The sequence below is a fragment of the Blautia obeum ATCC 29174 genome (genome assembly GCF_025147765.1).
Classification (GTDB): domain Bacteria; phylum Bacillota; class Clostridia; order Lachnospirales; family Lachnospiraceae; genus Blautia_A; species Blautia_A obeum.
In genome coordinates, this window is record NZ_CP102265.1 from 3,365,263 (window position 1) to 3,380,124 (window position 14,862).

Sequence of the window (14,862 nt, forward strand, 5' to 3'; positions counted from 1 at the left end):
ATGACAACAACACAAGCTATCATCACCATTGCGGCAGTTGTCCTTGGAACAATGGCAACGCGTTTTATCCCATTCATTATTTTCCCGGAGGGTAAAAATCCACCGGAATTTATCAAATATCTCGGAACCGTACTTCCGTATGCGGCAATCGGACTTCTTGTCATCTACTGTCTGAAAGATGTCCCTGCAAGCAGTACACATGGACTTCCTGAAGCAATTGCAATTGTTTTCATCGTACTGCTCCACAAGTGGAAAAAAACACCCTGCACTCTGTTGCAAAAACAAAGTACAGGGGATTTTATCTTAAATTCTTTCTTTCAAATCTGTCAGGCAATCTTTCGAAGTGCCTCACATGTTCTGTCATATTCTTTTTCTACTGCTGCAAACAGTTCATCCGTACCTTCTATCGTGGTCGCTCCACGAAGTTTTTCTGTCAGTTCCTGACTTGGTGCAAAAAGATTATCAAATCCAAGGTTCAGGCAGATACCTTTCAGTGTATGTGCTGCACGAAATGCTGTCTCTGCATCTTTATCTGCCAGTGCTGTCTCCAACTGTCCAAAACTCGGATCATCCAGAAACTTAAGCGCAAATTTCTTTACAAGCGCTTCACTCACCAGTCTGCTCAGTACTTTATCAAAATCAGATCCTAATTCTTCATAACATTCTCTGACTGTCATATCATTTATCTCCTATTCAAAAAACTTTTTTCTCATATCATTCATCAGCATTTTGGCTTTGCCCCCCCCCCTGGAAAAATCGGCATTTTCCGGATTTCCAAGGTCCGTATATTCTTTTTCCATATTTTTGAAAACAGAATCCATAAAATCTTCTTTTGCATTTTCAAACTCTTTGAGTTCTGCTGATTTCTCTTTCTTCTTCAGAGGGTTGTTTTCCTGTGTACTGCCTTTTACTTTGCGTTTGATCCTGTCCTGAATATCGATCAGACATTCAAGCAAAATCGGATTAAATGCACCGCATTCTCCATTCAGGATCATCTGAACCGCTTTCTCATGGGAATATGCTTTCTTATAAACTCGTTCGCCCACAAGTGCATCATACACATCTGCAAGAGAAACTACCTGCGCTGAAATCGGAATCTCATCTCCCTTAAGCCCGTCCGGATATCCTCTGCCATCATATCTCTCATGATGCCATCTGCAGATCTGATAAGCAACCATCATCAGTTCCTCATCCTCATATCCTTCCATATTTTTAAGAATACGGGCTCCTATGATCGTATGATTCTGCATGATCTTAAATTCTTCATCAGTCAGTTTACCCGGCTTGTTCAGGATCTTATCATCAATGCCAATCTTGCCGATATCATGTAATGCAGACGCTGTTGTGATCAGCAGTCTTTCTGACCATGTGATATTATACTTATCTGTTTTCTGTACAAGACTCTCCAGAATCATTCCTGTCAGTATATTGATGTTCAGTACATGGCTTCCACTTTCACCATTACGAAATTCTACGATCTGACTTAAGATTTCAACCATCATACGGTTGTTCTTTTCTTTTTCATAAACCTGATTCGTGATCAGAGTGATCAGGCGTCTTTGCTTTGCATAAAGCTTGATCGTATTATAGACTCTTCGATGCACAACTCCTGCATCAAACGGTCGATTAATGTAATCCGAAACACCCATTTCATATGCACGTCTGACGACTTCAGTAGAATCCTCACTGGAAATCATAATAACCGGAATATCCTCAAGGTAGTGATGACGATTCATATAATTAAGAACTCCGAATCCATCCATTCCCGGCATGACGATGTCCAGAAGAACCAGCGAAATTTCCCGTTCGTACTGTCTCAGTTTATCGATGCAGGACTCACCACTGTCAGCTTCCACGATATCATATTCTTCACTGAGGATCTCTGACAGAATTGCACGGTTCATCTCAGAATCATCAACGATCAGAATTCTGTATTTGTAGGTTTTGGATGTTTCACCGCCCTCTGCTTTGTCCTGAACTTCTTCATCATGTTCAGTCACTACCATATTCTTGCATGTTTTGGCCTGATACATGAACTGATCTGCTTTATGGATTGCATTCTCCACAGTACTTCCCGGAGCGGAAAGCACACCTCCGATACTCACCGACAGACGAAGCTGTGAGTATCCCGGAACCTTCGTATCATGAATTTTTTCCTGAATCTGCTTTAATTTATCTGCAAAAATCTGATCCGTAATATCCGGCATCACGAGCAGGAATTCATCACCACCCATTCGGATCAGCATATCAGTACGACGTACATTCGCCTTTACGATTCCTACAACTGTCGTCAGTGCCAGGTCACCTGCATCGTGTCCAAATGTATCGTTGTATATCTTAAAATCATCCAGATCGATCATTGCAATGCCTGCTGTCATATCAGAATTTTTGATTCGTTCTTCGTAATATCGTCTGTTGTAGATTCCGGTAAGCGCATCTGTATATAATTCCCGATTATAGCCTGAAAGCTGTTTGATCAGTTCCGTACGTCCATCATCATCCATGATCGCATCTGACTTCATGGCATTGATCAGTTCAATCACATACGGTTTGCCGTCTATTTCTATATATTTGGAAATTACCTGGTAGATATTGGAATTCAGATATTCCAGCTTCAGTACTTTTTCTTTTTTCTGTAATGCTTCTCTGGATGTACAGTTCTTACAACGTGTACCTTTTTTCCAGAAATCATAGCATTTACAAGGAAATCCATCCACATCTTCTACACCTTTCAGATTTCCCATTTCCAGTGTATCCACATCCAATAACCGAACCACTTCAAATACTTTTTTGAGTTGCTCTATCATTACCTCGGATTCCTGCTTTGTCATTGCAGTATCATTCGTCATTCATTCATGTCCTTCCTGCGCTGCCAGCCACTGCTGCCCGTTACAGCCGATATACAACGTAACTTATTTAATGTTTTTATTATAGCATTCTGCGCATATTGCGTAAAGTTTAATATTCACAACAATGACCAAAAAAGTGCAGTTTTCTATCTGGAAGAAACTCTTTTTTTGTGGTACTCTATTGTTCAGAATCATGAATTTGGAAGGGAGAATATAAATGCTTCAGGATGATTATATACTGCGTCAGATACGCGAAATGGTACGTGCAGTCATGAAAATGCTGTTCCAGGTAAGTACAGTCGAACTGACACCTGATGTGATTGAAGATACAGATGCCAGACAGATACTTACAAATCTTACAGATCTGGCAGACAATGGTAAAATTGACGAGGCAGAAAATCAGTTATACGAAATGACCTGCGATGGTGACCGTCAGAATCTTGAAATTGGTCTTCTGTTCTACTACCACCTTAATGGCAAAGACGATGAATTTCTGGAGGCCAGTAATTTCAGCCGCGAGGAGATCATGATGGGAATTCAGGACCTTGCAGAGCGTTACAATTTAAGTGGAATCGCAGAAGCATTCCGTACAGAAATTCTGTAAACAGGAGCATTACATAATGAACAAAAAAGAAATCTCAGAAATCAAGAAACAGTTTTCTCCAAATAACTGTGCGATCACCAGAATCTGCGGCTGTTATGTGGATGGCGAGAAAAATAAAAAAACAGAACTGAAAGAAGCATTTCTTTCTCTTTCGGAAGAAGAAATGTTTAAATACTTTGAAATCTTCAAGAAGACTTTATCCGGCACAATTGGAAAAAATCTGATCAACATGGACTTTCCGCTTGAACAGGAAAAAGAAGGTGGTACCCAGGAATTTCTCATGAAACTCCGTGGCAGTAAACTTCAGGATAATGCTATACTTGAGGAATTTTATGATAAGATCATCGAAAATTATGATTATGGTGAGAATTACTATATCATTCTCATTCATGCCGTTTACGATATTCCCGGAAAGTCTTCCGATGGTCAGGAGATGTTCGATGCATCCGATGAAATCTATGACCATATCCTCTGCAGCATCTGTCCGGTCAATCTTTCCAAAGCCGGCCTGTGCTACAACGCAGAAACCAACAACATCGAAGACCGTATCCGTGACTGGATCGTAGAAATGCCAGATTTGGGATTCCTGTTCCCGGTATTTAATGACCGTAGCACGGATATTCACAGTCTTCTTTATTACACTAAAAATGCCGAACAGCTCAGAAGTGCTTTCGTAGATGAAATGTTTGGCTGTACCACTCCACTTTCTGCCGGCGGCCAGCGCGATTCTTTCAACGCACTTGTAGAAGAAACCCTTGGTGAGGACTGTGCCTACGATACTGTCATGAATATCCATGAGAAACTGAATGAATGGGTAGATTCTCAGAAGGATTCCCCGGATCCTGCTGTACTGACTAAACCGGAAGTGAAACGTCTCTTTGAAGAATGCGGTGTTGAAGATGAAAAACTCGAAACTTTTGATCAGACCTATGAAGCAATTGCCGGTGAAAACGCTTCACTTATGGCTGCCAATATTACCAATACACGACGTACTGAGATCAAAACACCGGATGTTGTAATTCACATTGATCCTGATCGTGCCGCGCTGATCGAAACGCAGGTGATCGATGGGCGTAAATGCATTGTTATTCCAATGGAGGGTGATGTAGAGATCAATGGTATCCATGTTTCCAGTGGAAACAGCGAAAGTACAGAATCCTAAGATTTCCAAACAATAAGCCCCCGCAAATGCGAGGGCTTATTACATATCATTTATTCATAAATTCCATTTACAGTAACATCAAATACTGCTTCTTTACCGGCAAGATCTGCTGCCTGATAATCATCTGGGAATATAACAGTTACTTCTACTTTATCTCCCGGATGTGCACCGATCAGCTGCTCTTCAAAATTATCAATATATGTACCGGAACCGATTACCAGATCTGTTCCTTTGCCATCTGTGCTTCCACCATCAAATGCAACTCCGTCAATCTTTCCTACATAATCAATATTGACCTTGTTTCCATCTGTAACTTCAAGAGAAGAATCTGTATTATAGGAAGCTGCTTCTGTAACTTCCGGAGTTGTTGTAGCCTCAGTCTCCTCTGTAGCTTCCGGAGTAGCCGTTGCCTCTGTTTCTTCTGCTGCCTCTGTAACCTCTGGTGTTTCTGTTGCTGCAGCCTCTTCTGTCGGTTCAGGTGTTGCAGTTGCGATTGAGAATTTGTGATTATCCGTAACCTTCAGAGTCTTGAGAACCTTTTTCTCAACATTGATGTCTGCATCATCCAGCCATTTTTCTGTTGTGTCTGTATAAAGCTTATTCTCTCTTGTCGAGATAATTGACTGTTTCTTAGTCTCTGTAGCTTCTTCATCATTTACTTTATCAAGTTTTACTACATAGTAAGAAGTATCTGTCTCAATAACGTCCGGACCGATTTCTCCGTCTTTCAGAGTTCTGAGAACTTTCATAACCTCATCCGGATATGCACTGCTGGAAGAACTGCTGTCGGACTCTTCATCAGAATCTTCTTTTGCCGCATCTTCATTCGTATCAAAAGTACCACTTACGGAAGAATAAGAATCATCCACTGATTTTGCAATTTCATTCAGATCTCCATCGGAACCGGCTGCTTTCAGATCATCCAGGATCTTCTGTGCATCTTCTTTTTTCTGTTTGATCTCATCATCGCTGAGATCTGCTGTACTGATGCTTACATAATCAAAAGATGACTGCTGTGCTTCTTCATCAGAAACATCTTTATCTACATCTGCAATGAGCGGATCATGCATTCTGCTCTTATAAGTCTGAAGCTCCAGATATGTCTTGATCTGATCTTCACTTACCGCAAGCTCCTGCAGTGTCTCTTCACTGTTGGCAGCCATAAATGCTGCTGCTGCATCTGCGATCTTCTGCTCATCATCATCTGTAACTTCTACATTATAGTCTGCAGCCTTTTCTTTCATGATGTACATCAGCTCTACATCTTTCAGAGACTGTTCTACTGCCTGTTCTCCATAGGTCTTTCCGTCTTCTGCATCCATGCTCCAGATAGAATAATCCTGTCCGCCCATAAAACTCTTATACATTGCTTCTGTCTGTGCCTGTCCTTCTCTTACAGAAAGACTCACGATTCCAAGCGGGATTTCTGTTCCATCCACTGTTGCAACTGTTTTTGTTCCATCTAATTTCTTTTCTCCACAGCCTGTGAGCATCCCCACTGCCATTACGCCTGTAAGAGCTGCAACAGCTGTTCTCTTTGTCATTGTTTTCATCTCTTCCTCCATTGCTTTACAATTCTAGCATATAAATAAGAGTATAAACTTTTTTGCCTTTAAGAGCAAGGAGAATCATAAAAATAGCCGTTTTTCACGGATATTTCACAGATTCTCCTCTTAATCAGACTATATGGATTTTATTCTTCTACAAGTGATTCCAGTTCCGTCAGAAAATCTGTCAGAGCTGTCAGTGTATTTCCAGCTCCCTCCGGAGTGAAAATAAATTTGGGTTCCTGTTCATTCTTGAATTGCAGCCCTCTTCTATATTTCTGCATCAGTACAGGAATACCTGCAGGATTCAGTTTGGCCCGTTCATACAATGTAATCTTCATATCCCTGGCGATCTGTTTGATCTCCACCACATAACATCGGTGTGCCTGTGCTTTCATTCTGGCGATCACAAGAAGATTCAGAACTGCTTTTGGCATTTCACCGAAGCGATCCAGCAATTCTTCCAGCATATCATCATAATCCTGCTGTGTCTCAATTCCGGCAATCCTCTTATAAATATCCAGTTTCTGATACTCATTGCTGATATAAGAATCCGGTATAAATGCATCCATATTCAGATCGATCGTTGTCTCAAAATCTTCCATTGTATGGATACCCTTTGCCTCCTTGACTGCCTCACTGAGCATCTTGCAGTAAAGGTCATACCCTACTGCATTCATATGCCCATGCTGTTCTGCTCCCAGTAGATTTCCGGCGCCTCTGAGTTCCAGATCACGCATTGCAATCTTGAATCCACTTCCCAGATCTGTATATTCCCGAATCGCAGAAAGTCTTTTTTCTGCAGTCTCTTTCAACATCGTATTCCTGCGATACATAAGGAATGCATAAGCAGTCCGATTTGAACGTCCGATTCTTCCACGAAGCTGATAAAGCTGTGAAAGTCCATATCGGTCAGAATCATGAATGATCATCGTATTGACATTGGAAATATCCAGTCCGGTCTCAATGATCGTTGTAGAAACCAGTACATCTATATCTCCGTTAATAAATGCATACATGACTGCTTCCAACTCTCGCTCACTCATCTGTCCATGGGCAAAATCCACTCTAGCATCCGGCAGAAGTTTCGCGATCCTTGTCGTCACATCTGCAATATCATTCACGCGGTTATAAACATAATAAACCTGACCGCCTCTTCGAAGCTCACGGTTGATCGCCTCTCTTACCGTTTCCTCATCATACTCCATAACATATGTCTGAATCGGAACACGATCCATCGGAGGCTCTTCCAGGACACTCATGTCGCGGATACCGATCATACTCATATGGAGTGTTCGCGGAATCGGTGTTGCCGTTAACGTCAGTACATCAATATCTTTTTTCAGCTGTTTGATCTTTTCTTTATGAACCACACCAAAACGCTGTTCTTCATCGATGATAAGAAGTCCCAGATTTTTATATTCCACATCCTTCGAAAGTACTCTGTGTGTACCGACTACGATATCCACCTGACCTTTTTTCAGATCTGCGATTGTCTTTTTCTGCTGCGCAGCCGTACGGAACCGGCAAAGAAGATCTACTCTCACCGGAAACTCTTTCATTCGCTGAATAAAGGTGTTATAAACCTGCTGTGCAAGAATCGTGGTCGGTACAAGATAAACAACCTGGCGACTTTCCTGAACTGCTTTAAACGCAGCTCGCAGCGCAACCTCTGTCTTGCCATATCCGACATCCCCACACACAAGACGGTCCATAATCTTGGTGCTCTCCATATCTTTCTTAGTATCTTCGATCGCAGCCAGCTGATCTTCTGTTTCCTCATACGGAAACATCTCTTCAAACTCTCGCTGCCAGACGGTATCTGGTCCACAGACATAACCTTCTTTTTCCTGGCGGACTGCATAAAGCTCCACAAGTTCCCTTGCAATATTCTGCACGGCACCGCGGACTCTGGATTTCGTCTTTTTCCATTCCTGCCCACCAAGCCGATTCAGTTTCGGCGGTTTTGCTGTTTCTGCCCCGGAATATTTCTGCAGTGCATCCAGCTGTGTTGCAAGAATATACAGATTACTTCCATTACGATATTCGATTTTGATATAATCCTTTGCAACTTTATCTACTGCAACTTTCTCAATACCTTTGTAAATGCCGAGTCCATGCTTTTCATGCACTACATAGTCTCCAATGGAAAGTTCCGAAAAGTCCTGGATTCTCTTTCCATTGTATTCTTTTTTCTTTTTACGCTTTTTCTGCTCTTTTCCAAAGATATCTGTCTCTGTGATGACTGCAAATTTAACCAGTGGATATTCAAATCCCCTCCGTGCATGGCCATACGCCACCATGATCTCTCCCGGCTGCAGAATACGATCAGAATCCTGTCCGTAGAATGCATTCAGACCTTCTTCCTGAAGATCTTTTGCCAGACGTTCTGCACGGGTTCTGGAACCGGACAGCAAAACGATCTGATATCCTTCTTTTTTGTACTGTTTCAGATCCTTTACCAACAGTTCAAAACTACTTTGATAAGAGCTCATAGATTTTACTGTGATATTAAACTGACCTGAAATTTTCCAGTTAGATTTCTTCGGATCCAGCAAAGACATGGCAACACAATTTCTGTCATTTATCTTATGACACAATTCCTCCCATGTACACATCCAGTCACCGGAAAGACTGATCTCGCCCTTTTCCTTTCGATTCTCACAACTTTGCTGGAATTCCTCCTGCACAGCTTTTGCATTTTCCTCCAGATGATTAAGTTCATCCAAAAAAAACAGAGTTTCAGTTTCTTTAAAATAATCGAGAAATGAGACACCATTTTTCTCCATTGGCTGTTCTGCTGCAGGATAAATTGTAACATCATCCAGGTTTTCAAGAGAACGCTGGCTCTGTGCATCAAAACTGCGGATCGAATCAATTTCATCTCCCCACAGTTCAATACGCCAGGGATTTTCTTCTGTCAGAGAATAAATATCAATAATTCCTCCACGGATGGAAAACTGTCCTGGCATCTCTACCTGTCCAACACGTTCATACCCCATATGGACAAGCGCAGCTGTCAGTTTATCCATATCCAGGGTACTGTCGTTGCGAAAATGAATCAGTTGTTTTTCTATTTTTTCCAGAGGTACAAGATAGTCCATACAGCCATCAATACTGGTAACGACCGTAATCTCATCCTCGCGTTCCAGAAGAGCGCGAATCACCTGCATTCGCTGACGAATCAGCAGATTCCCATGTATATCTGCCTGAAAAAAAAGAAGATCCTTTGCCGGATAGTAATAAACACGTTTATCATAAAAACGATAATCTTCATACAGTTCTTTCGCAGATTTTTCATCTGCGGCAATTACCAGATGACATGGAAAAAGCCCGGAAAGCCCATACATAAGATGAGCTTTCTGGGACTCCATACAACCACTGATCTCCAGAATTCCACGATTCTTTTTTGCCTGTTTTTGTATTTCTTCCATCTCTGCAAGATTCTGCAGAGGCTGCAAAAATGTCTTCATACATTCTCCATTTTCTTGTTGAACTGGTTCATGGCCGCATCCACACTGTCAGCCAGGATCATCTCTACAGCTTTGCAGGCTCTCTCCTGCGCCTCTTCCACAAGCTTACGTTCATTGCTTCCGAATCTGCCAAGTACATGATCTGCCAGATCCCATCCTTTTGGTTTGGCTCCGACACCAACCTTGATACGAACAAACGTCTGTGTACCAAGCTGCTGAATGATATGCTTGATTCCATTGTGCCCACCGGCACTGCCTTTCTTACGGATACGAAGCTGTCCCGGTTCCAGATCAATATCGTCATAAATAACGATCATCTCTGTCTCCGGATCGATTTTGAAGTAGTTTGCCATATCCCGGACAGGACCACCACTGAGATTCATATAAGAAAGCGGCTTCATCAGAATGACAGGTTGTCCTTCGATTCTTCCCTTTCCGTACATGGCATTGAATTTCACGCCAGACTGTGGAACATTATATTCCTCCACAAGCTTATCAATCACATCAAATCCCATATTATGGCGTGTGGCTTCATACTGCCTTCCGGGATTTCCCAAACCTACGATCAGATACATCAGAATTTCCTCGCTGTATTAATTAAAATAAACCATTTCGTCTTCCAGTGGATCACACTGCTCTACATGCTCCGCATCAAGTACGATACCTTCTTCACCCTGGTATTCGTTACGTTTCTCAATGCCGACTTTGGCTGTAACTTCTACCCATTCTCCCGGCGTCAGTTTCGGCGCATATGCGCTCTTACATACATAACCAAGAAATGTAGTATCATCTGCACAGCAAGTCATGGCTGTACGTCCCGGAACAAAGAATTTACTTCCCATTCCGCGAGGTTTCATGACTCTTGCTTTAAACTTGACTGTTTTGCCTTCATAATTTTCCGGATGATCCATTGCATCCACAAACCAGATGCCATAATCTTCCGGAAGAATCTCGATAACCGGCGCATTCATATCAAATGGCATTTCATCCTGGAAAATATCACCCAGCTCGCCTTCTTCATCCTCAAAGATAACTTCTGCTCTCTGATTTGCGACCTTGATTCCACGTCGATAAGTCGGAAGTGGATCTTCCTTTTTGCAACGGTTGAAGATAACCATATCTGTATTTTTTATCATATCCATAAAAATGGATTTCATATTCGCCATATACATCTGGAAAGTACTTCCATCTACACAGGTAATCTGCTGTTCTACTCCCCAGCCTGTCGGCAGCTGCGTTTTTTCAAAATTGCTTACCAGCCACATGCCATTATATTCTATGATAACACGCTCCGGCTGATGAAGAATATCCATGGCAACCAGTCTGTCTGTTGTAAAGTCTTCCTCATTTTCAATTACCTCCACAACAGTATTATTGGCTTCAAGAATTGCCGGATCGTATTCTTCCTCCCCTTCCTCACAGAGGATCAGAAGTGTCTTTCCATCCGTATGGAAATAATCCTGCTGTATGGTAAAACTCAGGAAAGAAGTCTTGCCACTTTCCAGGAAACCGGTCATTAAATAAATCGGTACTTTGATCTCATCCATTGTCTGTATTCTCCTCTATGATTACAGGCCAAAAAGCTCAGCCAGTTTGTCCTCATTCAGTTTAGATCCGATCACGCAGAGACGACCTGTATATTCCGGTGCGCCTTCACGAATTTCTGTTTCTTCCGGAACCATATCAAAATAAATCCATGTTCCATCTTCTGCCGGAAGCATTCCTTTTGCACGGAGAATGATTCCATATTCATCAGATGCAGAAAGAGCTTCCAGCATCTTCTCAAGATTTTCTTTTGTATATTTCTTAATTGTCTCACGACCCCAACTTGTAAATACTTCATCTGCATGATGATGGTGATGGTCATGATGGTCGTGTCCACATCCGCATTCATGATCATGGTCGTGATGATGATGCTCATGTTCTTCATGAGCGTGGTCATGTCCGCATCCGCATTCTTCATCATGGTCGTGATGATGATGCTCATGTTCTTCATGATCGTGGTCATGTCCGCATCCACATTCTTCATCATGGTCGTGATGATGATGTTCGCCATGTTCATGCACATGTCCGCATTCCGGGCATACTTCCTCTTCTTCCATCAGTTCATCTGCCAGAGATACCGGATGCTCCATAACCTCCAGAAGTTTTTTACCTTCCAGTTTCTCGATCGGTGTTGTGATGATCGCTGCTTTGGAGTTAATCTCACGAAGCAGTTCCAGTGATGCCTGTGCTTTTGCTTCGTCAACAATATCTGTACGACTCATGATGATCGCTCCGGCATATTCAACCTGATTGTTGAAAAATTCACCGAAATTTCTCATATACATTTTGCATTTCTTTGCATCAACAACAGTAGTGTAGCTGTTCAGAACCAGTCCTGTTTCTTCTTCTACGCCCTGTACTGCTTTAATGACATCAGATAATTTGCCGACACCAGATGGCTCGATCAGGATTCTGTCCGGGTGATATTTGCTGATAACTTCTTTCAAAGATGCACCAAAATCACCAACCAGTGAGCAGCAGATACATCCTGAGTTCATTTCACGGATCTGGATTCCGGCTTCTTTCAGAAATCCTCCATCAATGCCGATCTCACCAAATTCATTTTCAATCAGTACGACCTGCTCCCCCTGAAAGGCATCTTTCAGAAGTTTCTTGATCAGTGTTGTTTTACCGGCTCCAAGGAAACCGGAGATAATGTCAATTTTAGTTTTTTCCATGATTGCATTTCCTCTCTTTCTGCCCATGGGCAAAATGATTGCTAAATTACTTTATATTATTTGTTTTATATCACTAACTTATAACGCAATTTGACCAGGAGGCATAAAATACCCCCTGGTTATTATCCCTTCATATGGGTAATGGGGACATGAACCAGTCACGTCCCCACTCTATACTCTCTAAAATCAACCGTTGATCATGAAGCTGAGAAGTTTGTCGATATCTTCTTTCTCATATGCTACGATCTCAAGTTCCGGAATTTCTCCGCCGGAGAAGATGTTTGCAAGAGATACATACTGGGACAGTTTGGATTTGAGGTTCAGTCTGTCACCTTCACCTGTTACCAGTTCAACTTTGCCCTGGCAGCTGTCTACTACTTCAAAAAATTTCTCGATGTCTTTAATATTAGATACTTTCATTGTAAATCTCCTTTCAAAATTTTTATTTTTTATGTTCAACTTACTGCATTTCATGTAAATACTGAGTTTCCAAATGATTTCCCTCAGTTGCGTTCAGTATAACCTATATTTTCTTAAATTGCAACGATTTTATTTGTTAAATTTATATAATTATCGATGTGCAAAATTGGTTAACTTTCACAATAAAATATCAATAAGTAAATACCGCAACACCATATCCTGGCAGTGGATAGTCAAACGAAAACTCTCTGTGATCACATTCCTGTGCCTCTGCTTTAAATACCTCCGGTTTCTCCAAAAGTCCATGTTCATTCATGATCAGTTTATACTGTTTTTTCTTTGGAACACCGACACGATAATCCGGGCGGTCAACCGGCGTAAAGTTTACAATAAACAGAAGGTTATTTCTCTTTGTAGGAGATTTTCTTACCAGACTGAAAATACTTCTGTATGCATCGTCTGCATTGATCCACTCAAATCCGTCAGGATCGTTGTCCCCTGCATACAATGCAGGATACTTTGTATACATATGTAAAAGCGTCTTTACAAACTCCTGAAGATCCTGATGTGGTTTTTCATTCAGAAGATACCAGTCAAGCTCCCTCTCCTCACTCCATTCACGCAGCTGTCCAAATTCCTGTCCCATAAACAGAAGTTTTTTGCCTGGATGAAACAGCATAAATGCATACGCAGCTTTCAAATTACGAATCTTTTCTTCCGGATAGCCTGGCATCTTATTAACCATAGAACATTTCAAATGTACAACTTCATCATGCGAGATGACAAGGACATATTTTTCACTGTATGCATAAGTCATAGAAAATGTCATCTTATTGTGATTGTCCTTACGGAAATATGGATCCAATTTCATGTATTCAAGAAAATCATTCATCCATCCCATATTCCATTTCAAAGAGAATCCAAGTCCTCCATCTTCAGCTTTTCCGGTAACCTGTGGCCATGCGGTAGATTCTTCTGCTATCATGACCGTTCCATGATTTCTTCCAAGTACAACGGTATTCAAATGTTTGAAAAACTCAATTGCTTCAAGGTTTTTGTTATCACCATATTTATTAGCAACCCACTCGCCATCCTTCTTTCCATAATCCAGATAAAGCATAGATGCTACTGCATCAACACGAAGTCCGTCTACATGACACTCTTCAATCCAGTAGAGTGCATTGGCAATCAGGAAGTTTTTGACCTCCGGACGGCCATAGTTATAAATCTTGGTTCCCCAGTCCGGATGTTCTCCCTGTCTCGGATCTTCATGTTCATATACTGCTGTACCGTCAAAATTTGCGAGGCCTTGTGCATCTTTCGGAAAATGTGCCGGTACCCAGTCCAGAACAACTCCAATCTTATTACGGTGCAGATAATCGATCATATACTTGAAATCCTGAACAGAACCATAACGGGAGGTTGGTGCATAATATCCTGTGACCTGATATCCCCATGAGCCATCAAACGGATGCTCGGCAATTCCCATAAGTTCTACATGTGTATAACCCATTTTCTTTACATAGGCAGCAAGTTCATGTGCCAGTTCACGGTAATTATAAAATCCCGGATCATCTTCATCTTTTGCTTCATGTTTCTTCCAGGAACCGGGGTGTACCTCATAAATGGCCATAGGATCTTTGGTTTCATCAAATTCCGGACGTCTTTTCATCCAGGTAGTATCTTTCCATTTATAATCAGAAATATCCGCAATTCTGGATGCAGTGCCAGGTCTCAGTTCTGCTTCATTCCCATATGGATCGGCTTTGTATAATTCTTCACCATGATAGCCGATAATATAGAATTTATAGAGATCTCCAACCTTTGCTCCGGGTATAAATGTCTCATATACCCCAATTGGTCCGACTTTCTTCATTGGATTTGCCTGTGTATTCCAGTTATTAAACTCTCCAACAACAGAAACTGATCTGGCATTTGGTGCCCACACAGCAAAATATACACCTTTCTTACGCCTCTGTATCGTCGGATGGGCTCCTAATTTCCTGTAAATGTCATAATGGGTTCCCTGTCCGAACAGATACTGATCCAGCTCTGTAAACTGCAACTTCTCTCCCATTCAAACG

General features: G+C 41.7%; 12 protein-coding genes. 3 read left to right on the forward strand and 9 right to left on the reverse strand.

Translation table 11 applies throughout. The features are described 5' to 3' along the window. Positions 1 to 444 (forward strand): branched-chain amino acid transporter permease, encoded by a 444-nt coding sequence (locus NQ503_RS17815; protein ID WP_082246513.1) that lies wholly within the window; start codon positions 1 to 3, stop codon positions 442 to 444. Here NQ503_RS17815 and NQ503_RS16130 read toward each other — a convergent pair. After that, the gene (locus NQ503_RS16130; protein WP_005426280.1) at positions 327 to 677 is read right to left on the reverse strand and encodes an Hpt domain-containing protein; all 351 of its coding nucleotides are present in this window, start codon (positions 675 to 677) and stop codon (positions 327 to 329) included. The genes NQ503_RS17815 and NQ503_RS16130 overlap by 118 nt on opposite strands. Before the next feature lie 12 nt (positions 678 to 689). Beyond that, a complete protein-coding gene (locus tag NQ503_RS16135) occupies positions 690 to 2,849 on the reverse strand; it encodes a diguanylate cyclase (protein WP_129795876.1) in 2,160 nt (719 codons plus the stop codon). Between the two features lie 217 nt (positions 2,850 to 3,066). Between NQ503_RS16135 and NQ503_RS16140 the strand changes: the two genes are divergently transcribed. Then, on the forward strand, positions 3,067 to 3,453 hold the full coding sequence (locus NQ503_RS16140) for a DUF6483 family protein (RefSeq protein ID WP_005426275.1): 387 nt from the start codon (positions 3,067 to 3,069) through the stop codon (positions 3,451 to 3,453). Between the two features lie 16 nt (positions 3,454 to 3,469). Further along, positions 3,470 to 4,615, forward strand: a complete 1,146-nt coding sequence (locus NQ503_RS16145) for a DUF4317 domain-containing protein (RefSeq protein WP_005426273.1) — start codon at positions 3,470 to 3,472, stop codon at positions 4,613 to 4,615. Between the two features lie 50 nt (positions 4,616 to 4,665). On the opposite strand, the gene NQ503_RS16150 is transcribed toward NQ503_RS16145, so the two are convergent. The 7 genes from NQ503_RS16150 to glgB all read right to left on the reverse strand — a co-directional run bounded on the left by NQ503_RS16150 (position 4,666) and on the right by glgB (position 14,855). Beyond that, positions 4,666 to 6,168, reverse strand: a complete 1,503-nt coding sequence (locus tag NQ503_RS16150; protein WP_044925878.1) for an FKBP-type peptidyl-prolyl cis-trans isomerase — start codon at positions 6,166 to 6,168, stop codon at positions 4,666 to 4,668. Positions 6,169 to 6,308: 140 nt separating this feature from the next. After that, entirely contained in the window at positions 6,309 to 9,635 is a 3,327-nt protein-coding gene (gene mfd / locus NQ503_RS16155) for a transcription-repair coupling factor (RefSeq protein ID WP_005426269.1), read from the reverse strand. Then, entirely contained in the window at positions 9,632 to 10,210 is a 579-nt protein-coding gene (gene pth, locus NQ503_RS16160; protein WP_005426267.1) for an aminoacyl-tRNA hydrolase, read from the reverse strand. The genes mfd and pth overlap by 4 nt, the downstream gene beginning before the upstream one ends. Positions 10,211 to 10,228: 18 nt before the next feature. Then, the gene (locus NQ503_RS16165) at positions 10,229 to 11,182 is read right to left on the reverse strand and encodes a TIGR03943 family putative permease subunit (RefSeq protein WP_005426265.1); all 954 of its coding nucleotides are present in this window, start codon (positions 11,180 to 11,182) and stop codon (positions 10,229 to 10,231) included. A 21-nt stretch (positions 11,183 to 11,203) separates the two neighbouring features. After that, a complete protein-coding gene (locus NQ503_RS16170; RefSeq protein WP_044925890.1) occupies positions 11,204 to 12,358 on the reverse strand; it encodes a CobW family GTP-binding protein in 1,155 nt (384 codons plus the stop codon). Between the two features lie 186 nt (positions 12,359 to 12,544). Then, complete coding sequence (locus NQ503_RS16175) at positions 12,545 to 12,778, reverse strand: hypothetical protein (protein WP_022387919.1); 234 nt, start codon at positions 12,776 to 12,778, stop codon at positions 12,545 to 12,547. A 190-nt stretch (positions 12,779 to 12,968) separates the two neighbouring features. Continuing rightward, entirely contained in the window at positions 12,969 to 14,855 is a 1,887-nt protein-coding gene (gene glgB / locus NQ503_RS16180; RefSeq protein ID WP_005426260.1) for a 1,4-alpha-glucan branching protein GlgB, read from the reverse strand. Between the last annotated feature and the right edge of the window lie 7 nt (positions 14,856 to 14,862).